Source organism: Haloferax denitrificans ATCC 35960 (genome assembly GCF_000337795.1).
GTDB classification, from domain to species: domain Archaea; phylum Halobacteriota; class Halobacteria; order Halobacteriales; family Haloferacaceae; genus Haloferax; species Haloferax denitrificans.
In genome coordinates this window covers 366,463-392,180 of sequence record NZ_AOLP01000019.1, presented here as the reverse complement: position 1 = coordinate 392,180, position 25,718 = coordinate 366,463, and the positions used below count along the sequence as shown (strand labels likewise).

The 25,718-nt window shown below is 69.4% G+C and carries 27 protein-coding genes and 2 pseudogenes; 18 read left to right on the top strand and 11 right to left on the bottom strand.

Translation table 11 applies throughout. From position 1 onward, the window contains the following. Window positions 1-85: 85 nt before the first annotated feature. Both ppsA and C438_RS18295 read right to left on the bottom strand, forming a co-directional pair. Window positions 86-2,362 (bottom strand): phosphoenolpyruvate synthase, encoded by a 2,277-nt coding sequence (gene ppsA / locus C438_RS18300; RefSeq protein WP_004971204.1) that lies wholly within the window; start codon window positions 2,360-2,362, stop codon window positions 86-88. A 117-nt stretch (window positions 2,363-2,479) separates the two neighbouring features. Continuing rightward, window positions 2,480-2,728 (bottom strand): hypothetical protein, encoded by a 249-nt coding sequence (locus C438_RS18295; protein WP_004971203.1) that lies wholly within the window; start codon window positions 2,726-2,728, stop codon window positions 2,480-2,482. A 77-nt stretch (window positions 2,729-2,805) separates the two neighbouring features. Between C438_RS18295 and C438_RS18290 the strand changes: the two genes are divergently transcribed. Next, a complete protein-coding gene (locus C438_RS18290) occupies window positions 2,806-3,405 on the top strand; it encodes a J domain-containing protein (RefSeq protein WP_004971202.1) in 600 nt (199 codons plus the stop codon). A gap of 37 nt (window positions 3,406-3,442) precedes the next feature. Here the strand turns inward: C438_RS18290 and C438_RS18285 are convergent, their stop codons facing one another. Continuing rightward, entirely contained in the window at window positions 3,443-4,222 is a 780-nt protein-coding gene (locus C438_RS18285; protein ID WP_004971201.1) for a DUF7839 domain-containing protein, read from the bottom strand. A gap of 130 nt (window positions 4,223-4,352) precedes the next feature. On the opposite strand from C438_RS18285, the gene C438_RS18280 reads away from it, so the two are divergent. Beyond that, window positions 4,353-5,045, top strand: coding sequence for a metallophosphoesterase (locus C438_RS18280; RefSeq protein ID WP_004971200.1), 693 nt, complete (start codon window positions 4,353-4,355; stop codon window positions 5,043-5,045). Between the two features lie 51 nt (window positions 5,046-5,096). Here the strand turns inward: C438_RS18280 and C438_RS18275 are convergent, their stop codons facing one another. Further along, complete coding sequence (locus tag C438_RS18275; protein ID WP_004971199.1) at window positions 5,097-6,374, bottom strand: NAD(P)/FAD-dependent oxidoreductase; 1,278 nt, start codon at window positions 6,372-6,374, stop codon at window positions 5,097-5,099. A 94-nt stretch (window positions 6,375-6,468) separates the two neighbouring features. Here C438_RS18275 and C438_RS18270 point away from each other — a divergent pair, with 94 nt between their 5' ends. The 7 genes from C438_RS18270 (at window position 6,469) to C438_RS18240 (ending at window position 12,966) form a co-directional block, all read left to right on the top strand. After that, the gene (locus C438_RS18270) at window positions 6,469-7,638 is read left to right on the top strand and encodes a threonine synthase (RefSeq protein WP_004971198.1); all 1,170 of its coding nucleotides are present in this window, start codon (window positions 6,469-6,471) and stop codon (window positions 7,636-7,638) included. An 85-nt stretch (window positions 7,639-7,723) separates the two neighbouring features. Then, window positions 7,724-8,419: a metal-dependent transcriptional regulator gene (locus C438_RS18265; RefSeq protein WP_049918235.1), complete on the top strand. Its 696-nt coding sequence runs from the start codon at window positions 7,724-7,726 to the stop codon at window positions 8,417-8,419. After that, window positions 8,416-9,117, top strand: coding sequence for a TMEM165/GDT1 family protein (locus C438_RS18260; RefSeq protein WP_004971194.1), 702 nt, complete (start codon window positions 8,416-8,418; stop codon window positions 9,115-9,117). Before C438_RS18265 ends, C438_RS18260 begins: the two co-directional genes overlap by 4 nt. A 126-nt stretch (window positions 9,118-9,243) precedes the next feature. Next, window positions 9,244-9,891, top strand: coding sequence for a LysE family translocator (locus C438_RS18255; protein ID WP_004971193.1), 648 nt, complete (start codon window positions 9,244-9,246; stop codon window positions 9,889-9,891). Window positions 9,892-10,024: 133 nt separating this feature from the next. Then, window positions 10,025-11,071: an NAD(P)-dependent glycerol-1-phosphate dehydrogenase gene (locus tag C438_RS18250; protein WP_004971192.1), complete on the top strand. Its 1,047-nt coding sequence runs from the start codon at window positions 10,025-10,027 to the stop codon at window positions 11,069-11,071. A gap of 91 nt (window positions 11,072-11,162) precedes the next feature. Beyond that, window positions 11,163-11,804: a DUF420 domain-containing protein gene (locus C438_RS18245; RefSeq protein WP_004971189.1), complete on the top strand. Its 642-nt coding sequence runs from the start codon at window positions 11,163-11,165 to the stop codon at window positions 11,802-11,804. A 103-nt stretch (window positions 11,805-11,907) separates the two neighbouring features. Continuing rightward, window positions 11,908-12,966 carry a glycosyltransferase family 4 protein gene (locus tag C438_RS18240; protein WP_004971188.1) on the top strand — a complete coding sequence of 353 codons (1,059 nt, stop codon included), beginning with the start codon at window positions 11,908-11,910 and terminating at the stop codon, window positions 12,964-12,966. A 117-nt stretch (window positions 12,967-13,083) separates the two neighbouring features. Here the strand turns inward: C438_RS18240 and C438_RS18235 are convergent. Both C438_RS18235 and C438_RS18230 read right to left on the bottom strand, forming a co-directional pair. Beyond that, a pseudogene (locus C438_RS18235) lies at window positions 13,084-13,449 on the bottom strand (plastocyanin/azurin family copper-binding protein); the annotation flags it as partial. 145 nt (window positions 13,450-13,594) lie between these two features. Further along, on the bottom strand, window positions 13,595-14,641 hold the full coding sequence (locus tag C438_RS18230; protein WP_004971186.1) for a M42 family metallopeptidase: 1,047 nt from the start codon (window positions 14,639-14,641) through the stop codon (window positions 13,595-13,597). Between the two features lie 151 nt (window positions 14,642-14,792). On the opposite strand from C438_RS18230, the gene C438_RS18225 reads away from it, so the two are divergent. From C438_RS18225 to C438_RS19820, 7 genes are all read left to right on the top strand, one after another. Next, on the top strand, window positions 14,793-15,050 hold the full coding sequence (locus C438_RS18225; RefSeq protein WP_004971185.1) for an MTH865 family protein: 258 nt from the start codon (window positions 14,793-14,795) through the stop codon (window positions 15,048-15,050). Window positions 15,051-15,063: 13 nt separating this feature from the next. After that, complete coding sequence (locus C438_RS18220) at window positions 15,064-15,786, top strand: hypothetical protein (RefSeq protein ID WP_004971184.1); 723 nt, start codon at window positions 15,064-15,066, stop codon at window positions 15,784-15,786. A 39-nt stretch (window positions 15,787-15,825) separates the two neighbouring features. Then, window positions 15,826-17,652, top strand: coding sequence for a S9 family peptidase (locus C438_RS18215; RefSeq protein WP_004971183.1), 1,827 nt, complete (start codon window positions 15,826-15,828; stop codon window positions 17,650-17,652). A 57-nt stretch (window positions 17,653-17,709) separates the two neighbouring features. Next, window positions 17,710-18,129, top strand: coding sequence for a cobalamin B12-binding domain-containing protein (locus C438_RS18210; RefSeq protein ID WP_004971182.1), 420 nt, complete (start codon window positions 17,710-17,712; stop codon window positions 18,127-18,129). Between the two features lie 2 nt (window positions 18,130-18,131). Next, the gene (gene meaB, locus C438_RS18205; RefSeq protein ID WP_049918233.1) at window positions 18,132-19,244 is read left to right on the top strand and encodes a methylmalonyl Co-A mutase-associated GTPase MeaB; all 1,113 of its coding nucleotides are present in this window, start codon (window positions 18,132-18,134) and stop codon (window positions 19,242-19,244) included. 78 nt (window positions 19,245-19,322) lie between these two features. Beyond that, entirely contained in the window at window positions 19,323-20,249 is a 927-nt protein-coding gene (locus C438_RS18200) for an alpha/beta fold hydrolase (RefSeq protein ID WP_004971180.1), read from the top strand. A 39-nt stretch (window positions 20,250-20,288) separates the two neighbouring features. Further along, window positions 20,289-20,432 (top strand): hypothetical protein, encoded by a 144-nt coding sequence (locus C438_RS19820; protein ID WP_004971179.1) that lies wholly within the window; start codon window positions 20,289-20,291, stop codon window positions 20,430-20,432. 16 nt (window positions 20,433-20,448) lie between these two features. On the opposite strand, the gene C438_RS18195 is transcribed toward C438_RS19820, so the two are convergent. After that, entirely contained in the window at window positions 20,449-20,829 is a 381-nt protein-coding gene (locus C438_RS18195) for a Zn-ribbon domain-containing OB-fold protein (RefSeq protein ID WP_004971178.1), read from the bottom strand. After that, window positions 20,826-21,991 (bottom strand): annotated as a pseudogene (locus C438_RS18190) (thiolase domain-containing protein). The gene C438_RS18195 and the pseudogene C438_RS18190 overlap by 4 nt, the downstream one beginning before the upstream one ends. Window positions 21,992-22,192: 201 nt before the next feature. Between C438_RS18190 and C438_RS18185 the strand changes: the two are divergent. Both C438_RS18185 and C438_RS18180 read left to right on the top strand, forming a co-directional pair. Beyond that, window positions 22,193-23,500 (top strand): M28 family peptidase, encoded by a 1,308-nt coding sequence (locus C438_RS18185; protein WP_004971177.1) that lies wholly within the window; start codon window positions 22,193-22,195, stop codon window positions 23,498-23,500. A 125-nt stretch (window positions 23,501-23,625) separates the two neighbouring features. Next, entirely contained in the window at window positions 23,626-24,351 is a 726-nt protein-coding gene (locus C438_RS18180) for an NAD(+)/NADH kinase (protein ID WP_004971176.1), read from the top strand. 111 nt (window positions 24,352-24,462) lie between these two features. Here the strand turns inward: C438_RS18180 and C438_RS18175 are convergent, their stop codons facing one another. From C438_RS18175 to C438_RS18165, 3 genes are all read right to left on the bottom strand, one after another. Continuing rightward, complete coding sequence (locus C438_RS18175) at window positions 24,463-24,906, bottom strand: DUF7313 family protein (RefSeq protein WP_004971175.1); 444 nt, start codon at window positions 24,904-24,906, stop codon at window positions 24,463-24,465. 141 nt (window positions 24,907-25,047) lie between these two features. Then, window positions 25,048-25,329 carry a DUF7314 family protein gene (locus C438_RS18170; RefSeq protein WP_004971174.1) on the bottom strand — a complete coding sequence of 94 codons (282 nt, stop codon included), beginning with the start codon at window positions 25,327-25,329 and terminating at the stop codon, window positions 25,048-25,050. Continuing rightward, on the bottom strand, window positions 25,322-25,711 hold the full coding sequence (locus C438_RS18165; protein ID WP_004971173.1) for a DUF7315 family membrane protein: 390 nt from the start codon (window positions 25,709-25,711) through the stop codon (window positions 25,322-25,324). Before C438_RS18165 ends, C438_RS18170 begins: the two co-directional genes overlap by 8 nt. Window positions 25,712-25,718 lie beyond the last annotated feature (7 nt).

Sequence of the window (25,718 nt, the reverse complement as noted above, 5' to 3'; positions counted from 1 at the left end):
CGCCGCGTCGCCCAGCCGACAGCTTCCGCTACGCGGACGAGAAAAGACGGAACGCGGGTGGTCGCCCTTCGACGTTCGCCGGGCCTCAGCGGACCGAGTCGAGGAGGAGCCGCTGTTCGACGCGCTTGACCTCGTGTTGCACGTCGCGGACGGCGTCGATGTTGGCCGAGATGGAGCTGACGCCCTTGTCGACGAGGAACTGGACCATCTTGGGCTTCGAGCCGGCCTGCCCGCAGATGCTCGTCTTCACGCCGACCTCGCGGCACGTCTCGATGGTGTCGCCGATGAGTTTGAGCACCGCCGGGTGCAGTTCGTCGTAGATGTCGGCGACGTGCTCGTTGTTGCGGTCCACCGCGAGGGTGTACTGCGTCAGGTCGTTCGTGCCGAAGGAGGCGAAGTCGATGCCGGCGTCGGCGAGCTCCTCGATGCAGAGTGCCGCCGCGGGCGTCTCTATCATGACGCCCCACTCGCGCTTTTCGGGGTCGATGCCGGCCTCGCGCATGTGCTCTTTCGCCCGGAGCACGTCCTCCGCGTCGTTGACGAGCGGGAACATGACTTCGAGGTTGTCGTAGCCCATGTCGAACAGGCGGCGGAACGCCTGCAGTTCGAGGCGGAACACGCTCGGGTTGTCGAGGCCGCGACGGATGCCGCGGTAGCCGAGCATCGGGTTGTGCTCGCGCGGCTCGTTCTCGCCGCCCTCCAGCTGTCGGAACTCGTCTGTCGGCGCGTCGAGGGTGCGGACGCGCACCGGCCGCGGGTAGAACTCCTCTGCGACCTCGCGGACGCCCGAGACGATTTCGTCCACGTAGGCGCGCTCGCCGTTCTGCTCGATGAACCGCTCTGGGGTCTTGCCGAGCGTCAGGACCATGTGCTCGATGCGGAGCAGGCCGACGCCGTCTGCGCCCGTGGCGGCGGCGCGCTCGCCCGCCTCGGGGATGGAGACGTTGACCTTGACCTCGGTCGCGGTCATCGGCTTGACGGGCGTCTTGGGGCGGGCCTCCTCGACGGGCTGGCGCTGTTTCTCCTCGGGTTCCTCGCCCTCGCGGATGGTGCCCTTGTCGCCGTCGATGGTGATGATTTCGCCGTCTTCGAGCGTCTTCGTCCCGTCGCCGGTGCCGACGACCGCGGGCACGCCGAGTTCGCGGGAGACGATGGCCGCGTGGGAGGTCATCCCGCCCTCGTCGGTGACGATGCCGGCGGCGCGCTTCATCGCGGGCACCATGTCCGGCATGGTCATCTCGGTGACGATGATGTCGCCCTCGGCCACCTGGTCGAGGTGGTCGAGCTTGGTGACGATGCGGGCGCGGCCGGAGGCGATGCCGGGGCTCGCGCCGAGGCCGCGGATGAGCACGTCGTCGCCGGTCGCGGTCGCCCGCGAGCTCCCGCCGCTGTCGCTTTCGCCTTCCTCGCCGTCGCCCTCGGCGATGGTCGTAATCGGGCGCGACTGGAGCATGTACACTTCGCCCTCGTAGACGGCCCACTCCACGTCCTGCGGCGTCTCGTAGTGGTCTTCGACCAGTTCGCCGAGTTCGAGGAGGCGGGACACCTCGTCGTCGGTGAGGACGCGCTCGTGGCGGCGGTCGTTCGGCACGTCGCGCATGACGGTCTCGCCGCTTTCCTCGTCGCGGACGCACATCGTCTTCTTGTCCGCGATGGTCGCGGTTTCGACATCGCCGCTCTCGCGGCTGACGACGTAGTTGTCGGGCGAGACGGTGCCGGAGACGACGGCCTCGCCGAGACCCCACGCCGCCTCGATGATGATTTCCTTCTTCCCGGTCGAGGGGTGCCGGGTGAACATCACGCCGGACTTCTCGGCGTCGACCATCTGCTGGACGACCACCGCGATATCGACCTTGTCGTGGGGGAACCCCTTCCGGTTGCGGTAGTAGATGGCGCGCTCGGAGAACAGCGAGGCCCAACACTCCTTGACGCGGTCGAGGAGGTCCTCCTCGGTGACGTTGAGGAACGTCTCCTGTTGGCCCGCGAAGGAGGCGTCAGGCAGGTCCTCGGCCGTCGCGGACGACCGGACGGCGACGAAGGCGTCGCCCTCGCCGACGCTCCGGTAGGCGTCGAGGATTTCCTCCCGCACGTCGTCCGGCATCGGCGTCTCCATGATGAGGTCGTGGGCCGCCTCGTGGGCCTCCTTCAGCGCCGCGGAGTCCTCGTGGTCGACCTCGACCGCGGCGAACAGCTCGTCGTCGATGCCCGCGTCCTCGATGAACGCGCGATACGTGCTCGCCGTGACGACGAATCCCGGCGGCACGGGGAGCCCCGCACCCGTGAGTTCACCCAGCGACGCGCCTTTCCCGCCGACCAGGTCGAGGTCGTCGGCCCGTACGTCGTCCAGCCAGACTACAGCCATGTGATGTTCGTATGGTCCCGTACCCCGATAAAGAAGTTTGCGAACGAAACAAGTATGAATGAAAACTCACTCGAAGCCGAGTATGAAATTGCGACCTCGGCGGGGAGACGGCCGCTCTCAGGACTCCCTGCGCTCCCGGCCGTGTTCCTCGCACAGGATTTCGCCGGCGTCGGGGTCGAGGTAGAACGGCGACCCGGCTTCGACCGGCCTCCCGCAGACGGCACAGCCGTCGCCGTGGCGGAGGAAGTACTTCCCCTCCGAGCGGCCCGTCTCCAGCCGTCCGGCGGCGACGGCCGGCCGCGTCAGTCCCTCGCCGATTTGGGTGCGCTCCGCGCTGTCAGCCTCCTCGAATCGAATCGGTCGCATACCGGCACTTGGTCCGCCGGCGGCAAACCGTTACGGACAGCGAGGGGTTCATAATCGCTCGTCCCGTGACTTCTAGCGTGCTTCCGGAGTGGGTCTTTCTGCTCCCGCCGTGGCTCCTCGTCGGCCTCGTGGCGGGCGCGGTCGCCTCCGTCGTCGTCGCCGGCGTCTTCGTCGTCGGCGGCCGTGTGTTCCCGGAGCGGCGGGTCTCCCGCGGCCCCCGCGTCGACGGGACGGGTCGCCGCCGCGTCGAAATCCGCGACTACCTCACCTCCATCGGGGAGCGGTTCGTCGAGGACCGCCCGGTCCGCGGCGAGACGGTGGCGTTTTTCCTCCCCGACCGCGGCGTCGCCATCACCTTCGACGCGCAGGCGTTCTTCCGCCTCGAACGCGCCGGCGTCTACGCAGTCCTCTGCGAACACGAGATGCCCGGCGGCCAACTCGGCCGTCGCCTCCCGTTCGACGTGCCTGACGTCGAGCCCGAACTGGCCGACCTCGACGACCCCGTGTCGGCCGCGTTCGACCGGCTCGACCTCCCCGCGAACGCGTCCACGGAGGCCGTTCAGGACGCCTATCGAGCGCGAGTGAAGGACGTGCATCCCGACCACGGCGGCGACCGAGAGCGGTTCCACGAGCTACGGGAGGCGTACACGATGGCGCGGGAACACGCCGAGGGCTGAGAATTCGACTGCGAGAAAAACCGACCCCGACGCGGAGCTACGGCTCCGTCACTTCGAACAGCACGCCCGCGTCGCGGAGCGCGTCGGTCACGCGCCCGGCGGCGTCCGTGCTCGCGACGACAGCGGCGTCGAGGCCGCGGGCCGCGGCGTCGGCGGCGACCTCGCCCGGCGCGAACCACGTCCGCACGTCGACGTCCGCGTTGCGGCAGGCGACGACGGCCTCGACGCCCGCGGCGACGACGATGTCGGCCTCGTCGCACGCCGCCGCGAGCGCGTCCGAATCGACCGCGTCGGCCTCGGCGACCCGCGCGGGCGGCACCTGCAGGACGCGGACCGAGCCGGGTTCCATCTCGATGACGCCCTCGAAGCCGGTGACGCTGGCCGCGTCGCCCGCCTCGGCGTCGGTGGTGGCGACGCCGATGGCCGGGCCGTCGTCGCCGGGCGTGGCGTGGAGTAGCCCCTCGCGGAGCGACAGCGTCACCGTGTCGCCGGCCGCGACGTCGTCGGTGACGATTGCGGCGTCCTCGTTGACGCTCTCCAGCACGTCGTCGGTGACGTGTTCGGCGAAGCGCTGGAGGGCGCGGGCCTCCTGAAACAGCCAGTCGACGCCCTCTTTCGTCACGCGGTAGCGCGACCGGCCCTGCTTTTCGACGAGCCCGTCTTCGACGAGGTCGCGGATGTACTCGGAGACCGCCTGACTCGTCACCCCGACCGCCTCGGCGATTTCGCCCTGACTCACCGCCGGCTGTCGGTCGGCTATCTCGGCGAGGATGCGAAAGCGGGTCGCGGTGCGCTTGTCCTCCAGTGCGCCGCTCATGTGCCGAACGTGGGACGCACCGATTAAAAAGGCCCCTGCTCCACCGCGCGGTTCGACCGCCCGCTCGGGAGGTTTCGGTGCGACGCCCGCCGCCGGTGGTGATTTGTCTTCGAGGGCCGTCCACTCGGTCGTGACACGCGTCTCCGTCCGCGAGCGCGCTATCTCTCTTCCCGACGCCGACGCGCTCGTCCTCTCGGACCTGCACGTCGGCCGAGCGGACGCGTCGGCGGTCGAGTTCCCGCTCGGCGAGGGGGCCGACCTCGCGGAGCGCCTGCGAGCCTACTGCGCCGAGTTCGACCCCCGCGAAGTCGTCTTCGCCGGCGACGTGCTCCACCGGTTCGACCGCGTCTCCGAGCGCCACGTCGCGGCCCTCGAAACCCTCGCTGAGACCTGCGCCGACGCCGGTGCCGACCCGGTGTTCGTCGCCGGCAACCACGACACGATGCTCGACGAGGTCTGGCCGGGCGAGGTTCACGACGAGTACCGCCTCGCCGACGGGACGCTCGTCTGTCACGGCCACCGCGAACCCGACGGCGACGCCGAGCGCTACGTCGTCGGCCACGACCACCCGACGCTCGCTATCGAGGGCCGGCGACGGCCCTGCGTCCTCTACGGCCCCGACGCCTACCGCGGCGGCGACGTGCTGATGTTGCCGGCGTTCACCCGCCTCGCCGCGGGCGTCGAAATCAACGGGATGCGGATGGCCGACTTCGACTCGCCGCTCGTCACCGACGCGAGCGTCTTCCGGCCGCTGGTGCGCGATGCGGAGGCGGACGAGACCCTCACGTTCCCGCCGCTGGGGAAGCTTCGACGGTTGCTCTGAGGAGTCGAGGCGGGCGGCGAGTGGAAAATCGCCGGCGAGGCGCGTTCGGGACTACGAGAGGTCGTCGCGGACGGCGTCAGCCGCCTCTTTCCCGCTTCGCATCGCGCCCTGAATCGACGACCACGCGGTGTAGTCGCCGGCGAGGTACGCGCGACCCGGGGCGTCGCGCGCGTCGGGCAGGGACTCGTGGACGCCCGGCGGCTGGGCGAACTGCGCGAAGGAGATGTAGTCGGTGTGGAGCAGTTCGAGGTCGTCGAAGTAGCGTTCCGGGTACCACGCTTCGAGCGTCCGACGGGTCTTCTCGAACAGCTCCTCCTCGGAGTCGTCCTGCGCGGCCGCGCCGAGGAACGTCGCGTTCAGGAGCTCCGCGCCCGGCGGGGCGTACTCCGGCGCGACGGTCGACAGCGGGACGACCGTGTTGGGGTCGGGACTCGGCGCGTTGAGCATGATGCGCTTGCCCGCGTCGAGGCCGCTCCCGCTCGGGAGCGTGTAGTACTGGGTGACACAGCCGTGGGCCTCGGTCGGAATCGACCCGACGCCGGTCAGCCGGCGGGCCTCCTTGGGGTCGGTGGCGACGACGACCGCGTCGGCTTCGAGCGACTCGCGGCCCGTGGTGACGACCGCGCCGTCGCCGTCGGACTGGACCGACTCCACGCGCTCGCCGAGGCGGACGGTCGCGCCCTCGTCGCGGGCGGCGTCGGCGAGTTGCTCGGGAACCGCCCCCATCCCCGCCGCGGGGACCGCGGTGCTCCCCGTCGAGAGCATCTTGAAGGTGTACTCGAACACCCGCTTCGACGACGAGAGCGAGCGGTCGAGCGTGATGCCGCCGTAGAACGGCGCGACGAAGTGCTCGATGTAGTCCTCGGAGAAGCCCCAGTCGCGGAGGTACGACCGGATGCTCCGGTCCGCCGAGGCGAAGATTTCTTCCTCGTCACGGTTGCTCACGTCCTGTCTGAGCGCCAGCGTCCGGAGCTTGTCGCTCGTCGTCACCTCGGGGTTGCGGACGGACTCGAACAGGCTCCCGATGTCGCGGAGGGGGTCCGAGAGCACCGCGCGTCGGCTCGGCCGGCAGATGGTCGCGCCGGGAGTGAACCGCCGGAGGTCGAGGGCGTCGAGGTCGAGTTCCCGCCGGACCGCGGGGTAGTCGGTGAAGAGGACCTGAAACCCGCGGTCGAGCGTGAAGCCGTCTTTCGTCCGGGTGCGGACTCGCCCGCCGACGCCGTCGCGCCGCTCCACGACGGTCACGTCGGCCCCGGCGGCGGCGAGGTGTCGCGCGGCGACGAGGCCCGCGAGGCCCGCGCCGACGACCGCGATGTGGCTATCGTCCATACCCCGTCTCTCGGACGGGCGACACAAAGCCGCTACGGGTGGCGGCCATCGACCGACGGGAAGGGCTTAGTCCCTCCCCCCGTAAGCCCCGGCCATGCAGACGTCCGACAGCTTCTCCGGGCTGGTGTGCACGGAGACCGGCGACGAGTACGACGCGGCCGCGACCGGCGCGAGCGACGCCGGCGCGCCGCTTGACCCCGCCTACGACCTCGACGCGGTCGAGTGGGACGCCGAGACGCTCGCCGAGCGCCCCTTCGACACGATGTGGCGCTACCGCGAACTGCTCCCCTTCGCGGAGCCGGTGACGGCCAACGAGGGCGCGACGCCGCTCGTCGCGGCCGACGCGCTCGGCGAGGAGGCAGAGGTCGGGTCGCTTCTCATCAAAGACGAGGGTCGCAACCCGACCGGGACGTTCCTCGACCGCGGCTTCTCGCTCGCCGTCACCGCCGCGCGCGAGGCCGACGCCGAGGTCGTCGCGCACGCCTCGCCCGGCAACGGCGCGCAGTCGGCGGCCTCCTACGCGGGCCTCGTGGACGCTCGCTCCTACGGCTTCGTCCCCTCGCGGACGCCGTTCCCGAACAAGGCCATGGTGAACGTCCACGGCGGCCAGATGAAGGTCGTCGGCGGGCGCTATCCCGCGGCGCTCTCCGCGCTCCACGAACAGCTCAAAAGCGACTGGTACACCCTACAGGAGTTCGACAACCCCTACCGCCACGACGGCGCGAAGACCATCGCCTACGAGGTCGCGGAGCGCCTCGACTGGTCGGTCCCCGACTGGGTCGTCGTCCCCGTCTCGACCGGCGAACTCGCCTACGGCGTCTACAAGGGCTTTACCGACCTCGTCGACCTCGGACTGGTCGAGTCGGTCCCTAAACTCGTCGCCGCGCAGTCGGTCGGTTGCTCCCCCGTCGCCACCGCGTGGGAGGCCGACAGCGACGCCCACGAGGCGTGGAACCACCCGGACACCATCGTCGGCGAACTGGAGATTCCCGACCCCGCGGGCGGGTCGCTCGCGCTCCGCGCCGTCCGCGAGTCCGGCGGCGCGGCCGTCGCCGTCAGCGACGACGACGCGCTCGAATCCGCCGTCACGGCCGCCCAGACCGCCGGCGTCGAAGTCGGTTCCGCGGGCGGCGTCGCGCTCGCCGGCGCGTGGGAACTCGCCGACGAGTTCGACGAGGACGACACGGTCGTCGTCGTCAACACCGAGTCCGGGACGAAGAACGCCGACATCCTCCGCAGTCACCTGATGGGTCAGGGCGTCTGAGAGGCCGCACGACCGGCTGGTTCCCCGCTCGAACCCTCCCGTTACCTCCATCAGACTTTTACTTTAGACGCATCTAATCCGTGGTATGTTGAGCGACGTGATGGAGGACTATCTGAAGGCTATCTACACGCTCCAGATGGAGCAGGGACCGCCGGTCTCGACCTCCGATATCGCGGAGTACCTCGGGAAGACGCCGCCGACCGTGACGAGCATGGTCGGCAAGCTCGAAGACCGCGGGCTGGTCGACCGCGAGAAGTACAAGGGCGTCGAACTGACCACGGAGGGCGAGACCGTCGCGCTCGAAGTGCTCCGACACCACCGCCTCCTCGAAGCGTACCTCACGGAACACCTCGACTACTCGTGGAGCGAGGTCCACGACGAGGCCGACGCGCTCGAACACCACATCAGCGAGGAGTTCGAAAAGCGGGTCGCCGCCGCCCTCGGCGAGCCGGAGGTCGACCCCCACGGCGACCCCATCCCGAGCGCCGACCTCACGCCGCCGGACTCCTCGGGGCTGTCGGTGCTGTCGGACTGCGAGGTCGGCGACCTGCTCGTCGTCGCCCGCGTCAGCGACCGCGACCCCGCGGAGTTGGAGTATCTCTCCGAAGCCGGCGTCACGCCCGGCACGACCATCGAAGTGACCGACATCGCCCCGTTCGGGATGGTGACGGTCCGCGTCGGCGACGGCGGGCGCGAGCAGAGCCTCCCCGAGTCGGTGGCTCGAACGATTCGCGTCCGACCGCCCGACGAGCCGAGTAGCGAGGAGGTGTCGCCGGCGTGACCGGCTGGTGGGAGATTCTCGTCGTCGCCCTCGTCTCCCAACTTGCGGTCCTGCCGGGCGAGAAGGTCCAGTTCATCATCGCGGGCCTCTCGACCCGGTTCGACCCGAAGGTCGTCGTCGCGGCCGCGGGCTCGGCGTTCGCCATCTGGACGGCGCTCGAAATCCTGCTCGGGCAGGCGCTCAAGAGCGCGCTCCCGCCGGTCGCGCTCGACGCCATCACCGCCGTCCTGTTCGCCACCTTCGCGGTGTTGCTCTACCGCTCCGCGCCCGACGCGTCCGCGGGGGGCGAGACCGCGACCACCGACGGCGGGGTGTCCGGCTTCGACGACGCGCCGACGGTGTTCGGCCGCGAGCTATCGACGCAGGGCTTCGGCGGCTTCCTGCCCATCTTCGCCATGATGGCCGCGGGCGAGTTCGGCGACAAGACCCAGCTCGTCACCATCGGGCTGGCCGTGCAGTACGGCGCGACCTCGGCTATCTGGGCGGGCGAGATGCTCGCCATCATCCCGGTGAGCATCGCCAACGCGTACTTCTTCCACCGGTTTTCCCACCGGTTCGACACGCGCAAGGCGTACCTCGGCGCGGCCGCCCTGTTCGGCTTCTTCGCCGCCGACACCCTGCTCGCCATCGCCACCGGCTTCTCCGTCTGGGAGACGCTCGTCGGCACCGCCAGCGACGCCGTCCTCGCGCTGGTCTGAGGTCGCATCCGGTCGCGCCGTGACCGGTTCGAACCCCCAACGCCGTCGCTTCCGCGCCACTTTTCACGGAATCGCGCCCAAGAGAGAGCCATGTCTACGCTCCTCCCGTCTCTGGGTGCCGGGCTGGTGTTCGGCCTGGCGCTCGCCGCGCCGCCCGGCCCGATGAACGCCGTCATCGCCGAGGAGAGCGTCGTCCGCGGGTGGACCGCGGGCGCTCGCGCCGGCCTCGGCGCGATGAGCGCCGACGCGCTCTTCTTCGTCCTCGCGGCGCTCGGCCTCGTCGCGTTCGTCGAGCAGTTCCCGACCGTGCGGGCCGTCATGGTCGGTGCCGGCGGCGTCCTCATGCTCTACTTCGCCTACGGCGCGGCACGGGAGATTGGAACCACGTTCCGCGAGGCCGCCGACACCGACGACGACAGCGCGGGCTTCACGAAGGCGTTCGTGCTCGCGCTGACGAACCCCTACCAGATTCTGTTCTGGCTCACCATCGGCGTCGGCCTGCTGGAGACCGGCACCGTCGACGTGCTCGCCCACACGCCGTATCTCGGGGCGTCGCTGGCGAACCTCCTCATCGTGGAGACGGGAAGTCCGGCGCTCATCCTCGGCTTCTTCGGCGGCATCGCGGTCTGGGTGACCGGCTTCCCCGCGGCGCTCGTCGCGGCCGAACAGCGCGTCGACTCCTTCGCGCCCGCCGTCGCCGCCGTCAGCGCCGTCGTCCTCGGCGGCTTCGGCGTCGTCTTCATCTGGGACGCGGTGCAGTCGCTCGTGCTCTGACGCCCGGACGCGCGACTGCTCGAAACCTCGGTCGCTCTCTCGGCTCGGAGTCCCGCGATTCCCGTCGGGCGTTCGGCGCACCCCCGTCTCCGAGACGAGAAACACTATGAACCGTGGTGGCCGATTTCCGCGTATGTTCGATAAATCGACGTGGATTAAGCTCCCGAGGAACGTGCTTCAGGGCCACGGCGTGCTCGACGACCTCTCGGCCGCGGTCGACGAGCTGTACCTCTCTGGCGACCCGTTTCTCGTCACGAGCCCGTCGCCCGACCGCATCGCCGGCGACCGGGTCCGCGACCAGTTCGACGGCATCGCCTCCGTCTCCCTGGACCGCGCGAGCTTCGAGTCGGTCGAGCGCGTCGTCGACGCGGCGCGCGAGGCCGACGCGGGCTACCTCATCGCCCTCGGCGGCGGCAAGCCCATCGACGTGGCGAAGATGGCCTCCGACCGCCTCGACTGCGGGTTCATCTCGGTCCCGACGGCCGCGAGCCACGACGGCATCGTCTCGGGCCGGTCGTCCATTCCCGAGGGCGACACCCGACACTCGGTCGCCGCCGACCCGCCGCTCGCGGTCGTCGCCGACACCGAACTGCTCGCGGAGGCCCCGTGGGAACTCACGACCGCCGGCTGTGCCGACATCATCTCGAACTACACCGCGGTCAAAGACTGGGAGTTGGCCCACCGCCTGAAGAACGTCGAGTACTCCGAGTACGCGGGCGCGCTCTCGCAGATGACCGCCGAGATGCTCGTCGGGAGCGCCGACTCCATCAAGCCGGGGCTCGAAGAGTCCGCGTGGATAGTGACGAAGGCGCTCGTCTCCTCGGGCGTCGCCATGTCCATCGCCGGCTCCTCGCGGCCCGCGTCGGGCGCGGAACATCTCTTTTCGCACCAGCTCGACCGCATCGCGCCCGGCCGCGCCCTCCACGGCCACCAGGTCGGCGTCGGCTCCATCATGACCGAGTACTTCCACAGCGGCGCGCGCGGCGAGTGGACCGACATCCGCGACGCCCTCTCGACGATGGGCGCGCCGACGACCGCCGACGAACTCGGCATCGACGACGAGACGATTATCGAGGCGCTCACGACCGCCCACGAGATTCGCGACCGCTACACGATTCTCGGCAACGGCGTCAGCGAGGAGGCGGCCATCGAGGCGGCGACCATCACGGGCGTCATCTGACTCGGTCGGTCGCTCCGCGAGCGGGGGGTCCGCCCCTCGAAGCCCGTCCGGAACCCGAAGACGGAATACGCCGTCTTCCCAACCCCCGGCCATGGCAACTGCGAGCGCAGACAACCCCCTGAAGGAACACCCCGCGGCCGCGACCGCCGTCCTCTCGGTCGTCGGGTACGCCCTCGTCATCGGGACGTTCCTCGGCGTCGTCCCCGGCCGGGTCTTTCCCGACCTGTCGCTCCCACAGGTGAACCTCCTCTCGGACGCCATCGCCGTCGTGAACACGGTGAACGTCCTCGTCATCGCGGCGGGCTGGCGCTGGATTCGCCGCGACGAGGTCCGGAAGCACGCGGCCGCGATGGTCACGTCGTTCGGCCTCATCCTCGTCTTCCTCGTGATGTACCTCGCGAAAATCGGCGGCGGCGGCACCAAGGAGTTCGTCGGCCCCGCGTTCGCGTACTACCCGTACCTGGCGATGCTGGCGATTCACATCATCCTCTCTATCGTCTCGGTGCCGGTCGTCCTCTACGCGCTCATCCTCGGGATAACCCACTCCGAGCGCGAACTGCGGACCGAGACGCCCCACCGGAAGGTCGGCCGCATCGCGGCGGGCGCGTGGCTCGTCTCCCTCGCCCTCGGCGTCGTGACGTACCTGCTTCTCAACCACGTCTACAGCTGGGAGTACACGGTCACCGCCGTCGAGTCCGCGGGCGCGCTCCTCGCGCCCGTCGTCGGGCTCTGAGGCGCGTCGCCCCGGCGAACCCTTCCCGGGCGGCGCGTCGGCGTCCCCGCGTCGCGCCCTCGAAAACTGTGGATTTTTATTGCGCGGCGTAGTGGCGGCGAATATGCGAGTCGCGCTCGTCTCGATGTACACGACGCACCACGAGGAGACGGGAGCGACCAGACGGCTCCGGCGGACGGCCGAACTCCTCGCCGAACGCGACCACGAGGTGACGGTGCTCTGTGCGAAGTGGTGGGACGGCGAGGTCGTCGAGTTCAAACAGGACGGGGTGACCTACCACCGCGTGACTGACTCGCCCGCCGTCGGCGGCTTCGCCTCCCGCGTCCCCTTCGCCCTCCGCGAGGTCTCCCCCGACGTGATTCAGGTCGCGAGCTACCCGCCGTCGCACGTCACGGCGGTCAAGACCGCGGCGCGGTTCCTCCGAACGCCGGTCGTCGCCGACTGGTGGACCCGCGACGAACGCGGCGGTTCGCGGGCCTACCGGCGGGCGGCGAAGGCCCCGAACGCCGTCTTGGTCCCCTCGGAGATGGTCCGCACGCAGGTCCGCGAACTCGGCGCGGCGGTCGATTCGACCCATCTCGTCCCGGAACCCATCAGCATGGACCTCGTCCGGAGCGCCGACGCCGAAGAACGCGCGGACGTGGTGTACGCCCGCGACCTCGACGAGCACGCCAACGTCGAGAGCTTCCTCCTCGCGCTCGCGGAGCTCCGCGACAAGGACTGGTCCGCCGTCGTCATCGGCGACGGCCCCGAGCGCTCGACGGCCGAACAGACCGCCCGCGACCTCCGCATCGACGACCGCGTGGAGTTCCTCGGCGAACTCTCCGCGAACGAGGCGGTGCCCATCATGAAGGGCGCGCACGTCTTCGCGCAGACCGCGACGGTCGAGCCCTTCGCGACGAATCTGCTGTGGGCGCTCGCCTGCGGTTGCGTGTCAATCGTCGAGTATCAGGCGCGGTCGTCGGCCCACGAACTCGTCGAGGGGCGCGAGCGCGGGTCGCTCGTCACGAGCCCCCAAGAGCTGGCGGACGAAATCGTCGCCGCCCGGCGGTTCGACCACGAGACGGTCGACGACGACTTCGCCGCCTACGACTTCCGGCGGGTCATCGAGCAGTACGAATCGGTCTACGAGACCGAGCGCGACGACTACGGCTTCTTCTGAGTCGGCCGCCGCGCCGGCGGCTGTCGCGGCGGCGACCGAATCCGGGCAAATACGGCGAGTGCGGCCGCTCGTGACTGGTGAAAATCGAGAGGCGCGACGACCGCGTCAGTCCTGGACGTCGTAGTCACCGCCGTACTTCATGAAGAAGTACGCGAGGCCGAGCGACGCGCCCTCGCTCGCGACGACGTTGTGGCCGCCGCCCTCGCCGGTCCACTCCCACGTCACGGTCGTTCCGGTGTCTATCCAGACGCCGGCGGGGGAGAACGCGAGGTTCCCGCCGTTACCTTCCGCGCCCACTTCGATGGTGACCTCGCTCTCGCCGCGGAGGTCTTCGTAGCCTCCGTCGATACCGTCGATGTGGCCGCCGAAATCTGGTTCTTCCGTCTGCGCCGCGGCCGTTCCGGAAGTGGCGGCGACCGCCGCGCCGCCAGCGGCCGCCCCGAGGAACGCCCGCCGAGACATATCCACGTTGCCGTCGGTCATGTCCGGCGCTTGGTGTGGGCCTGTAGTGAATACTTTGGTTCTCGTCCGCCGGTCGGGGGTGTCGCGCCTCGATATAGGGGGGTATCCCCTCGATGTCGGCCGCGCCGACGGGATAGCATCCGGGGGTCGTCTCCCGTGGGGTCGCCTACAGCGTGTAGTCGAACTCGCCCGTCTCGCTCTCCAAGAACGCCGTCAGGAGGTCGATGTAGGCGACCACGTCGTCCTCGTGGACGCTCTCGGTGACGGTGTGGAGGTAACGCGTCGGCATCGAAATCGCGCCGACGGGCTTCGCGCCGTAGCTGTTCTGGAAGCCGCCGGTGTCGGTGCCGCCCGCGGGGAGCAGTTCCATCTGGTAGGCGATGTCGTTGTCCTCGGCCACGGCGCGGAGGCGGCGGTGGACCTTCGGGTTGGCGATGGCGCTGGAGTCCTTGAGCTTGATGCCCGCGCCCTCGCCGAGTTTCGTGACGTGGTCCGCGGGGTCGAAGCCGGGCACGTCATTGGCGACGGTGGTGTCGAGGCCGAGCGCGAGGTCGGGGTCGAGGTCGACGCCGAGCGCCTGCGCGCCGCGGAGGCCGACTTCCTCTTGGACCGTCGCGGCGAAGTGAATCGTCACCTCGGGGTTCTCGACGCGCCGGGCGGCCGCCAGCATGGCGAACAGGCAGACGCGGTCGTCGATGGCCTTTCCCGTCACGTGGTTCCCCATGCGGACGGTCGTCTGTTCCATCGTCACGAGGTCGCCGACGGAGACGGTCTCCTCGACGGTCTCGGCGGGCAGGCCGAGGTCGACGTACACGTCCTCAACCTTCGGCTCCTTCTTCTTCTGTTCTTCAGTCAACGTGTGCGGGGGGACCGAGCCGATGACGCCGGTGAGGTCCTCGTCTTCGGCGTGGACGGTCACGCGCTGGGCCTTCAGGACGCGGGGGTCCCAGCCGCCGAGGGCGTCGAGTTGCAGGAAGCCCTCGTCGTTGACGTGGCGGACCATGAAGCCGATTTCGTCCATGTGGGCGGCGACGGCGACCTCGTAGTCTCCCTCGCCCTCGATGGTGCCGACGACGTTGCCCATCGCGTCGACCCGGACGGTGTCGGTCGTCGCTTCGAGGTCCTTGCGGACGAGCGCGCGGATGCGGTCCTCGTAGCCGGGGACGCCGCTGGTCTCGGTGAGCTGTTTCAGGCGGTCGAAGTCGAAGTCCATGCGAGTGCATGAATTGCCGGTGTAGATAAGTGCATCAGTCCCGGGCGACCGTGCCGACACTCGACGGCCCGCCGCGCCGTCTCGTGAGAACTCTAAATATAGTCATTGTTTTTCCGGAACCCTTTTCCACTTCTCTCCGTAGGTACACCGTATGTCCGACACCGAATCTCAGCTCCGCGAGCAGTTCATGGACGCGTTCGAAAACGCGGACTTCCCCGTGAAAAACCAGATGTCGCTCGTCCCCGCGCTCCCGAACGGTCCGGGCACGAAGTTCAAGACGGACGAGGTGACGGTCACGGCGATGGAGCTGGCCGCGAAGCTCGGCAAGCATCAGGACTTCCCGTACGAGGACGCCGAGAGCCTCGTCGACGACATCATCGCCGGCCTCAAGGCCGAAGGCGTCATCTGAGTTCGGTCGCCGCGTGACCGAGACCAAACGCGCGCTCTGGGACCGCTTCGTCGACCGCTTCGTCGACGCCGCGGACCCGATTTCACTTTTCGAGACGACCGCCGACGGGACCGTCGACACCGTCGCGTACGGTCGCTCCGGCCGGCGGACGCTCCGCCGCGGCGAGCGCATGGAGCGCCGGCTCCGCGAGGCCGGCGGTCGCGTCGTCGCCGACTACGACCGCCGCGAGGGTCGCTACGAGGGGCTCGTCTACATGATGTACACCCTCGACGGCGACGAGGTCGTCCCCCGCTACCTCGGCAAGTGCGGGAAGTTCGGCGCGTCCGGCACCGACCTCAACAGCAACCTGAAGAACGTCGACACCAACGACGGCAAGCTCGCGCGCTGGGGCTACGGGAACTACTACCACTTCGGCGACCTCTCGTCGGCCGCCTTCCGCGACGACGGGCCGGGGAAGTACGACCGCTGGGTGGAGGCGCTGTTCGCTTCGACCGACCCGCCGCGGCTCCGCGAGCCGGTGTACTTCTGGGTCGAGCCGTGGGCGGTCGGCACCGAGGGACCGTACCCCGACACGCGGCCGTACCTCGAAGAACTGGAGTACCAGCTCATCGGCATCGCCTTCGAACTGTACCCCGAGCGCCTGCTCAACACCGAGGGCGTGCCGACGAACCCGGCGGCCTACGCGGAGATGCGCGGGTGGACCGACCGCGAGGACACTCGGCTTTCGGACTTCTGACACCCAAACCGATTTCTCGTCGCCGGGACAATTCGAGGTATGCGAACGTACGACATCGAGCGCTACCTGAACATCAGGAGCGCCTACGGCGCGTCCTTTTCGGCGGACGGCGAGCGCCTGTCGTTCCTCATGGACACGACGGGCGTCCCGCAGGTCTGGACGGTCGATTCGCCCGGCGCGTGGCCCGAACAGCGGACGTTCTACGAGGAGCGCGTCACCTTCGCCTCGTGGTCCCCCGAGCGTCCCGAGGTCGCCTTCGGCATGGACAAAGGCGGCAACGAGCGCGCGCAGTTGTTCCGACTCGAACCCGACACCGGCGTCATCGAGAACCTGACCGAACACCCCGACGCCAAGCACCGCTGGGGCGGCTGGAGCCACGACGGCGAGCGGTTCGCGTTCACCTCGAACCGCCGCGACAACGCCGTCTTCGACGTGTACGTGCAGGCCCGAAACGGGACCGGCACCGACGCCGAACTCGTCCACGAGGGCGACGGCTGGCTCACCGTCGGCGGCTTCTCGCCCGACGACTCGAAGCTCATCGTCCAAGAGGCGTACTCGAACTTCGACCAGGACGTGTCGGTGCTCGACCTCGCCACCGGCGAGCTGACCCACCTCACGCCGCATCAGGGGACGGTCCGCTTCCAGAGCCCCGAGTGGGGACCCGACGGCGAGAACGTCTACATGGTGACCGACCGCGGGAGCGACACGCTCGAACTCGTCCGCTACGAACTCGACTCCGGGGCGTTCACCACCGTCGAGACCGGCGGCGACCACGAACTTGAGGGCATCAGCATCGACCACGACTCGCGCCGACTCGTCTACTCGCGGAACGTCGAGGGCTACACAGAACTCACCTTCGGCGAACTCACCGCGCCCGACCGTATCGACGCGCTCCCCCAGCCCGACCTGCCGAACGGCGTCGCCGGCGGCGTCTCCTTTTCGCCGGACGGCGAGCGCGCCGCGGTCACCGTCACCGCCAGCGCCGACACCGCGAACGTCTACGTGGTCGAGTTGGCCACGGGCGACGCCGAGCGGTGGACGCTCGCGGCGACGGCGGGCATCCCCCGCGACACGTTCGTCCCGCCCGAACTCGTCCGGTATCCGACGTTCGACGGCCGCGACATCCCGGCGTTCTTCACGCTCCCCGAGGAGTCGCCCGAGGGCGAGACGCCCGTCATCGTGGACATCCACGGCGGCCCCGAGTCCCAGCGCCGGCCGTCGTTCTCGGCGGTCAAGCAGTACTTCCTCTCTCGGGGCTACGCCTACTTCGAGCCGAACGTCCGCGGCTCCGCGGGCTACGGGAAGGCCTACGGCCACCTCGACGACGTCGAAAAGCGGATGGACTCCGTCGCCGATATCGAGGCCGCCGTCGAGTGGCTCCACGACCATCCGGCGGTCGACCCCGACAAAATCGTCGCCATGGGCGGTTCGTACGGTGGGTTCATGGTGCTCGCGGCGATGACCGAGTACCCCGATCTGTGGGCCGCCGGCGTCGACATCGTCGGTATCGCGAACTTCGTGACGTTCCTCGAAAACACGGGCGACTGGCGGCGCGAACTCCGCGAGGCGGAGTACGGGTCGCTCGAAGATGACCGCGAGTTCCTCGAATCCATCTCGCCCATCAACAACGTCGAGAAGATTCGCGCGCCGCTTTTCGTCCTCCACGGCGAGAACGACCCGCGGGTGCCGGTCAGCGAGGCCCACCAGCTCGTCGAGGAGGCGAGGGAACACGCCCACGTCCGCGAACTCATCTTCGACGACGAGGGCCACGGCTTTACCAAACTGGAGAACCGCATCGAGGCGTACTCCCAGATAGCCGACTTCCTCGACGAGTACGTCCGGAGCGCGCCCGCCGCCGACGACTGAGCCGGACCTACCTTATTTTCCGTTAGAGTCAAAGCGCGGGACATCGAATCCCCGTCTATGAGCGCGGACTCCGAACAGCGAACGATCCGGTGTCTCATCGCCAAGGTGGGACTGGACGGCCACGACCGCGGTGCACACGTCATCTCTCGCGCCTTCCGCGACGCGGGATTCGAAGTCATCTACTCCGGACTGCATCGCGCCCCGGACGAGATTATCCAGGCGACGGTCCAAGAGGACGTGGACGTGCTGGGCATCTCCATCCTCTCCGGCGCGCACAACACGCTCGTCCCGAAGGTGATGGCGGGTCTCGAAGAGTACGGCGCGCTCGACGACACCCTCGTCATCGTCGGCGGCATCATCCCCGAAGAGGACCGACCCGCTCTCTTCGAAGAGGGCGTCGACGCCATCTTCGGTCCCGGAACGCCGATGCAGGAGACCATCGACTTCGTGAAGGAACACGCGCCCGAGCGACCGTGACGATGAGTCGGGCGGTCGAATCCGACCTCGTCGAGCGGCTCCTCGACGGCGAGCACCGGGCGCTCGCACGCGCCATCACGAAAATCGAGTCGCAGTCGCCGGGCTACCGGGACATCGTCTCGGAACTCCACGCGCACACGGGCGACGCGTCCGTCGTCGGCATCACGGGCAGTCCGGGAGCTGGCAAGTCCACGCTCGTCGACAAGCTGGCGAAGCACTACCGCGACCAGGGCGAGACGGTCGGCGTCATCGCCGTGGACCCCTCCTCGCCGTACACCGGCGGGGCCGTCCTCGGCGACCGCATCCGCATGGCCTCGAACGTCGGCGACATGGACGTGTTCTTCCGGTCGATGAGCGCTCGCGGGCAACTCGGCGGCCTCTCGACCGCCACCGCGGACGCCGTGAAGGCGCTCGACGCCTTCGGGAAGGACCGCATCATCATCGAGACGGTCGGCGCGGGGCAAAACGAGGTGGACGTGGTGAAGACCGCGGACACGGTCGTCGTCCTCGTCCAGCCCGGAAGCGGCGACGACGTGCAGATGCTCAAGGCGGGCATCCTCGAAATCGGCGACGTGTTCGTCGTCAACAAGGCCGACATGGAGGGCGCGTCGCGCACCGTCGCGGAGCTACAGGAGATGATTCACCTCCGCGACGACCCGCGGGCGAACCTCGACACGGGCCACCACGGGGCCGCGGCGTTCGACGACGCTGGGCACGGACACGACGGCCACGGCGGGCACGCAGACACGGGCGATACCGCCGATACCGAGACCGACGACTCTGCTGACGACCCGCCCGTCTGGACGCCGCAGGTCCTCGAAACCGTCGCCACGACCGGCGAGGGAATCGACGAGTTGGTCGAGACGCTGGACGACCACCGCGACTACCTCGACGCCTCCGGCGAGTTGGCCGAGAAGGCTCGCAAGCGCGCCGGCGAGGAGATACGACAGCTCCTCCGAAGCGACGTGAACCGGCTCCTCGAAGCCGAACTCGACCGACGCGGTGGCGTCGAGGAGTTCGCCGAGGCGGTCGTCGAAAAGGAGACGGACCCCTACGCGGTCGCCGAGGACGTGCTCGAACCGCTTCGGGAGTGTCTGGACGACCGAGACGACTGACGCCGACGCGCCGTCTTCCCCGCCGACCACCCCGCCACGGGCGGGCGAATTAAGGCCACCGCGCGCAATCTACGTGACATGAAACTCCGACGAGCCATCGGACTGGCCGCCGCCGGCGTCGGTCTCACCGCCGCGACCAACGCCGCCCTCTCGAAACGCGTGGGCCCTCTCGAACCGCCGCTCTCCGGAGCCCACGGGACGTACCGCTGGCGCGGCATGGACGTGTCGTACGTCGAGGCCGGAAACGAGGACGACCCGACGCTCGTGTTCCTCCACGGTATCAACGCCGCGGGGTCGTCCGGCGAGTTCCGCGAGGTGTTTTCGACCCTCGCCGAGGACTACCACGTCGTCGCGCCCGACCTCCCCGGGTTCGGCCTGTCGGACCGCCCGGCGTTGTACTACTCGCCCGCGCTCTACGAGGACTTCGTCGGCGACTTCCTCGCGGAGTACGACGACCCCGCGGTCCTCGCCTCGTCGCTCACCGCGGCCTACGCCGTCACCGCCGCGGAGCGAGACGACGTGTCCGTCTCGCGGTTCGTCCTCGTCTGTCCCACGCCGCGCGGCGGCCCCGACCCGAAGGAGTGGCTCCGCGAACTCGTCCGCGCGCCGGTCGTCGGCGAGGCGCTGTTCAACGTCGTCGCCTCCCGGCCGTCGATTCGCTACTTCAACGCCGACCACGGCTACTACGACCCCGAGAAGGCGGGCGAGGAGTGGCAGGAGTACGAGTGGCGCACGGCTCACCAGGAGGGCGCGCGCTTCGCGCCGGCGTCGTTCATCTCGGGCTACCTCAACACCGACATCGACCTCGCGGAGGCGCTGTCGGCCCTCGACGTGCCGACGACGCTCGTCTGGGGCCGCGAGAGCGACATCACGCCGCTGAAGCGGGGTCGGGACCTCGCGGACGCGGCGGACTGCAGGCTCGTCGTCTTCGACGACGCGATGTTGCTCCCGCACGTCGAGTTCCCGAACGCCTTCGTTGACACCGTCCGCGACGCCCTCGACTGACGCCGACGCGACCGCGACCTCAATTCAATCCTTAGACCGATGCTCGACTCCCTATCGCTGTTCTCTCTGTTCCTGTACGGTGCCATCGCGCTCCTCGCGGCCGGCTTCTGGGCGTGGCTCCTCGGCTCGTACGTCTTCGGCTGGCGCTCGCCGCTGGAGGTCGTCGAGGCGCGCGACGACTAAAGATTCGGCCGCGGCGCTACTCGCTCGCGGGGAGGAACACGAGTAACGACTCGCCGGTGGTGGCGTTCTCGTCCACGCCGACCGAGACGGTCGTGCCGAGGTCGACCTCGTCGGCGGGGAGGTCGCGGACGACGCCCGTGAGTTTGACGGGGCCGAACGACGCGATGGCCGTCACGTAGGGCGCTTCGTCGGCGAAGTCCGGCGCGGGGACGTGCACCTCGGTGAAGGTGAGTATCTCGCCCGTCGCCGGGAGCGGCTCCTCGGTCAACTCGGCCGCGCCGCAGTGCGGACAGGACCGCCGCGGCGGGAGCGAGCCGTGGCCGTCGGGACACGCGAGGTAGTAGCCCTCGCCGTCCGCGATTGCGGCCAGCCACTCGTCGTAGCCGGTGTCGGTCATCGGTCCACCTCCAGCACGTGGACGACCGCGCTGGCGACGGTCCCGCCCGCGTTGTGGGTGACGCCGACCCGAGCGTCGGGGACGGCGTCGCTGTTGCCGTGGTCGCCGCGGAGGAGCTTCGTCATCTCGACGACTTGGGCGGTGCCCGTCGCGCCGACCGGGTGGCCCTTCGCCTTGAGGCCGCCCGAGAGGTTCACCGGGAGGTCGCCGTCGCGGGTCGTCTCGCCGCGGGCGGCCGCGCCGACACCTTCGCCGTGGTCGTAGAGGCCGAGCGATTCGAGCGCGAGCACCTCGGCGATGGTGAAGCAGTCGTGGACCTCGGCCACGTCCACGTCGTCGGGGCCGATACCGGCGTCTGCGTAGGCGGCGTCGGCGGCTTCGTCGCGGCGGGCGTCCGCGCGAGGTGGGGCCGGTCTTGGAGCGCGGCCTTGTCGCCGCCCTGTCCCGACCCGGTGACGGAGACGGGCGCGTCGAGGCCGTGGCGCTCGGCGTAGTCGTCGCTGACGAGGACGACCGCGCTCGCGCCGTCGGTGATGGGACAGGCGTCGTAGAGGGAAAGCGGGTCGGCGACGACGGGGCTTTCGAGCGCGTCGTCAACCGTGATTTCGCGGTGGAACTGCGCGTAGTCGTTCTGCATCGCGTTGGCGTGGTTCTTCACCGCGATGTGCGCGAGGTCCTCGCTGTCGCCGCCGAAGGCGTCGAAGTACGCGCGGGCCATGAGCGCGTACGCGCCGGGGAACGTGACGCCCGCGCGGACCTCGAACAGTTCGTCCGCGGCGATGGCGAGCGACTGGGTCACCTCGGCGGTGCCGAGGTTGTTCATGCGCTCCATGCCGCCGGCGAGGACCACGTCGGCCGCGCCGCTCCGAATCGTCGCGACGGCCTGCCGGAAAGCGACGCCCGCGGAGGCGCAGGCCTGCTCGTAGCGGGTCGCGGGGCAGTCGAGGCCGGCGGCCTCGGCCATGACCGGCCCCTGATGGCCCTGTTTCTCGGCGAGTTCGCCCATGAAGTTGCCGTAGAAGAGTTCCTCGTAGTCGTCGCGGGAGACGCCGGCGTCCTCGCGGGCGGCGAGGGCGGCCTCCGCGAACAGGTCGCGGCCGGTTCGCTCGGGGTGACTGCCGAACTTCGTCAGTCCGACCCCGGCGATTCGCACGTCGGTCATGGATGAACGTACGTGATAGATGGTCCTTGAACCTGCCGCTCGCCCGCGGGCCGCGTCGCGGTTCGCCCCTCGCTTCCCCGCGCTCGCGGCCGCGACGCGACGAGCCGCGGTTCCAATCGGTGTCGGTCGGTTTTCGCCCTCGACCGACGCCCGGTTTCGCCCCATCGCAACGGTTACCACGGCCCCGCGAGACGGGTCACCATGAGTGACTGGATAGGCGACACGTTCACGAGCGAGGTCGGCTGGAACCACTTGGAGCGACTCGTCGACATCGGCAACCGGATGACCGGCTCGCCCGGCGAGCGCGAGGCGATGGAGGCGACCCGAGACGCCCTCGACCGCGTCGGCGCGCGGAACGTCCGCATCGACCCCTTCGAGATTCAGGGCTGGGAGCGCGGCGACAGCGCCGTCTACGCCGCCGACACCACCCAAGAGTGCATCGCGCTCCCGCGAAGTCCCGCCGGCACCGCGAGCGGCGAACTGGTCGACCTCGGCTACGGCCTGCCCGAGGACTTCGACCGCGACCTCTCGGGGAAGGTCGTCGTCGTCTCCACGACGGTCCCCGACCACTACGACCGCTTCATCCACCGCCGCGAGAAGTACTACTACGCCGTCGAGGCCGGCGCGGCCGCGTTCGTCTTCGCCAACCACGTCCCCGGCCAACTCCCGCCCACGGGGAGCGTCGGCACCGCGGACGCGCCCATCGGCGACATCCCCGCGGTCGGCGTGAGCAAGGAAGTCGGCGCGCGCCTCCGCCGCCGGTTCGACGGCGACGAGGTGACCGTCGACGTGACCTGCGAGGCGCCCGCGGCCGAAAGCGGGAACGTCCACGCCGAACTCGGCCCCGACACCGACGAGGAGGTGCTCGTCACGAGCCACCTCGACGCCCACGACATCGCCGAGGGCGCGATGGACAACGGCGCGGGCACCGCGATGGTGGTCGAGGTCGCCCGCGCGCTCGCCGCCCGCGAGGACGAACTCGACACGCGCGTCCGCTTCGTCTGCTTCGGCGCGGAGGAGGTCGGTCTCGTCGGCTCCGCGTACGAGGCCGACCGCCTCGGCGACGCCCGAAGCGACGTGAAAGCCATCGTCAACAACGACGGCGTCGTCGCCGGGCGGACGCTCAAGCTCACGACCCACGGCTTCGACGAACTCGAAGCCGCCGCCGACGCCGTCGCCGAGCGGTTCGACCACGACGTTTCGACGCTCCCCGAACAGCTCCCGCACAGCGACCACTGGCCGTTCGTCGCCCACGGCGTCCCGGCGTACATGGTCAGCAGTGAACAGGAGGGCCGCGGCCGCGGCTGGGGTCACACCCACGCCGACACCATCGAGAAACTGGAGTCGCGGACGCTCCGCGAGCAGGCGATTCTCCTCACTGAACTGACCGTCGAACTCGCCGACGCCGACCGCGAGATACCCCACGCCGACCCCGCGGACATCGCGGCGGCGCTCGAGGCCGAAGACCAAGCGGAAGGCATGAAGGTCACCGGCGACTGGCCGTTCTGAGGCGTCGGCGACGCTGACAGTCCGCGGAATCCCGTTTCCCACCGCCGGACCGAACCACGAGGGCTTTTATTCGCCGCGGCGTAGCACGGGACGATGCTACGGGGGCTCGCCGCGGGTGGACGACGATGAGATTCGGTATCGTCGGTGACGACTCGGTCGCCGCCGCCGTCAGAGCGGCCGGTGCGGCGGTCGAGCCGGAGCCGGCCGACGCGGACGCCGTCGTCGCGGTCGGCGAGTCGGCGCTCTCGGCGGTCGCGCTCGGCTCCGAGTGGTCGTGTCCGGCCGTTCCCGTCGACTGCGCCGCGCCGTGGTCGCCAAAGCGCGACGAACTGGAGTCGCGACTGTCCGCGTTCGTCGCCGGCGGCGGCCGCGTCGTCGACCACCCGACGCTCTCGGTCGGCGAGGACTCGCCGGCGCGCGCGCTCTTCGACGCGATGCTCGTCACGAGCGAGCCGGCGCACATCTCCGAGTACGGCGTCGCCCACGCGGAGACGGCGGTCCCCTTCTCGGCGGACCCGACCGACGAGTCGCGCGCGGCGACGCGCTGGACGCCAGTCGACGAGTTCCGCGCCGACGGCGTCGTCGTCGCCACCCCGCTCGGGAGTTCCGGCTACGCGCGCGCCGCGGGCGGAGCGGTCGTCGGTCCGGCCGCCGGACTCGCCGTCGTCCCCGTCTCGCCCTACGCGACGCAGACGAACTCGTGGGTCCTCCAGCCCCCGATTAAACTGTCTGTCGAACGCGACGACGCCCGCGTCTCGCTCGTCGCCGACGACGAGGTCGTCCGGGAGATACGTCCGTTCGAGTCAGTGGTCGTCGACCGCGACGGGAGCGTCCCGCTTCTCGTCGAGTGAGCGCCGCGACCGCCGGCGTCACCGCCGAGCGGCGAGACTCGACGCGCCGAAAATACGTGTTCCTCGTGAGCGATGCGAGCGCGGCGACGCGGAGAAGAGTGCGTCGCGTGCTTAGACGATGAGGTTCCAGTAGTCCGAGACGAGGAAAAAGAGGCTCTGGAACGCGGCGTACAGGAGCACGAGCGTCGCGGCGACGAGCGACCCGTTCGGGCGTTCGAGCGGTTTGTCCGTCCGGGCCTCGACTTGCCGCGCTTCGAACTCGAAGAAGTCGGTGACGAACATCCCGACGACCAGCACGCTCAGCACCATGCCGCCGTGCGGCTCGACGAGCAGATAGAGGAACGAGGCCAGCACGAGCCCGCCCGACGTGAACGAGTGCGGGAGGTATCGGGAGATGGCTTCCGCACCACCCTCCTCTGCCTGCCGGACGTGCGACCGATGCGCGAGAAAGCGCGTCGCGAAGTTCGCAAGCACGAGCACGAGCGCCACGTGCGGGACGATGGGTTCGACCGCCGCCAACTGGTCGAGCGGGACGAGGAACTGTAGTGGGTGCATACAGGACCGTCGGAGCGAGAGTCATTAGAGTTTTTCCAATCCGACGCGGCGGGCCGCCCCGAGCGCGGCCGCTATGGTGAGGGGGTTTTTCCGCGACTCGAATCGAGATGAGAGGAGAACTGACCGCGCCGCCCGGTCGGCTTACTGCGCGTTGCGGCGCTCTTCGAGCGCGGACATGATCTGGTGGCCCGCGGGGATGAGCACCCAGAAGGTGAGCGCGCCGAGGAGCGCGAACCAGAGGAACACGTCCATCAGGGTGACGCCGATGATGTTGAACAGCCCCTCGGTCGCGCCGGACGACAGCGGCTCGATGAGCTGTTTACTGCTCTCGAAACTGCTCGTCCGGTACCACGACGCGAGCACCAGCCACGCGAGTCCGGACCCGGTCAGGATACCCAGTCCCTTGATGAATTCGTCAGCCATTGTTCGAGTCTTCGCCGGAGTCCTCTTGAGACTTTCCCATTCCTTGGGCGCGAAATCGAGTTCCGAGCGTGTAGACGACCGCGCCGAAGGCGATGATGCTCAGTCCGACCACCGCCAGCGCCGTGCTGAGGAGTCCGTCTGCGACGCCGATGCCGAGCGCGCCGAGCGCGCCGGCGACGACCGCGCGGAGGGCGCTCACTTGGAGCGTCGCGGCGTCGAGGAAGACGAAGCCGAGGACCACGCTCACGACGGCGATGAGCGTCGAAAAGACGGTAATCGTCTTGTAGAGCCGCATGGGGACGACGATGTCGCGCCGGCCGCGACGTCCGCGTCGCGCCCCGTCGCTCTCGCCGGTTCGACCGGTTGCGTCGCTGTCTGTCATCAGTGGC

Bases quoted from the DNA above. Each gene is read 5' to 3' on its own strand.
- C438_RS18250 (WP_004971192.1), top strand. From the start codon at position 10,025: ATGTTCGATAAATCGACGTGGATTAAGCTCCCGAGGAACGTGCTTCAG.
- C438_RS18285 (WP_004971201.1), bottom strand. From the start codon at position 4,222: ATGAGCGGCGCACTGGAGGACAAGCGCACCGCGACCCGCTTTCGCATC.
- C438_RS18265 (WP_049918235.1), top strand. From the start codon at position 7,724: ATGTTGAGCGACGTGATGGAGGACTATCTGAAGGCTATCTACACGCTC.
- C438_RS18230 (WP_004971186.1), bottom strand. From the start codon at position 14,641: ATGGACTTCGACTTCGACCGCCTGAAACAGCTCACCGAGACCAGCGGC.
- C438_RS18180 (WP_004971176.1), top strand. From the start codon at position 23,626: ATGAGATTCGGTATCGTCGGTGACGACTCGGTCGCCGCCGCCGTCAGA.
- C438_RS18195 (WP_004971178.1), bottom strand. From the start codon at position 20,829: ATGACCGACACCGGCTACGACGAGTGGCTGGCCGCAATCGCGGACGGC.
- C438_RS18245 (WP_004971189.1), top strand. From the start codon at position 11,163: ATGGCAACTGCGAGCGCAGACAACCCCCTGAAGGAACACCCCGCGGCC.
- C438_RS18240 (WP_004971188.1), top strand. From the start codon at position 11,908: ATGCGAGTCGCGCTCGTCTCGATGTACACGACGCACCACGAGGAGACG.
- ppsA (WP_004971204.1), bottom strand. From the start codon at position 2,362: ATGGCTGTAGTCTGGCTGGACGACGTACGGGCCGACGACCTCGACCTG.
- C438_RS18215 (WP_004971183.1), top strand. From the start codon at position 15,826: ATGCGAACGTACGACATCGAGCGCTACCTGAACATCAGGAGCGCCTAC.
- C438_RS18295 (WP_004971203.1), bottom strand. From the start codon at position 2,728: ATGCGACCGATTCGATTCGAGGAGGCTGACAGCGCGGAGCGCACCCAA.
- C438_RS19820 (WP_004971179.1), top strand. From the start codon at position 20,289: ATGCTCGACTCCCTATCGCTGTTCTCTCTGTTCCTGTACGGTGCCATC.
- C438_RS18185 (WP_004971177.1), top strand. From the start codon at position 22,193: ATGAGTGACTGGATAGGCGACACGTTCACGAGCGAGGTCGGCTGGAAC.
- C438_RS18275 (WP_004971199.1), bottom strand. From the start codon at position 6,374: ATGGACGATAGCCACATCGCGGTCGTCGGCGCGGGCCTCGCGGGCCTC.
- C438_RS18225 (WP_004971185.1), top strand. From the start codon at position 14,793: ATGTCCGACACCGAATCTCAGCTCCGCGAGCAGTTCATGGACGCGTTC.
- meaB (WP_049918233.1), top strand. From the start codon at position 18,132: ATGAGTCGGGCGGTCGAATCCGACCTCGTCGAGCGGCTCCTCGACGGC.
- C438_RS18210 (WP_004971182.1), top strand. From the start codon at position 17,710: ATGAGCGCGGACTCCGAACAGCGAACGATCCGGTGTCTCATCGCCAAG.
- C438_RS18170 (WP_004971174.1), bottom strand. From the start codon at position 25,329: ATGGCTGACGAATTCATCAAGGGACTGGGTATCCTGACCGGGTCCGGA.
- C438_RS18165 (WP_004971173.1), bottom strand. From the start codon at position 25,711: ATGACAGACAGCGACGCAACCGGTCGAACCGGCGAGAGCGACGGGGCG.
- C438_RS18175 (WP_004971175.1), bottom strand. From the start codon at position 24,906: ATGCACCCACTACAGTTCCTCGTCCCGCTCGACCAGTTGGCGGCGGTC.
- C438_RS18200 (WP_004971180.1), top strand. From the start codon at position 19,323: ATGAAACTCCGACGAGCCATCGGACTGGCCGCCGCCGGCGTCGGTCTC.
- C438_RS18270 (WP_004971198.1), top strand. From the start codon at position 6,469: ATGCAGACGTCCGACAGCTTCTCCGGGCTGGTGTGCACGGAGACCGGC.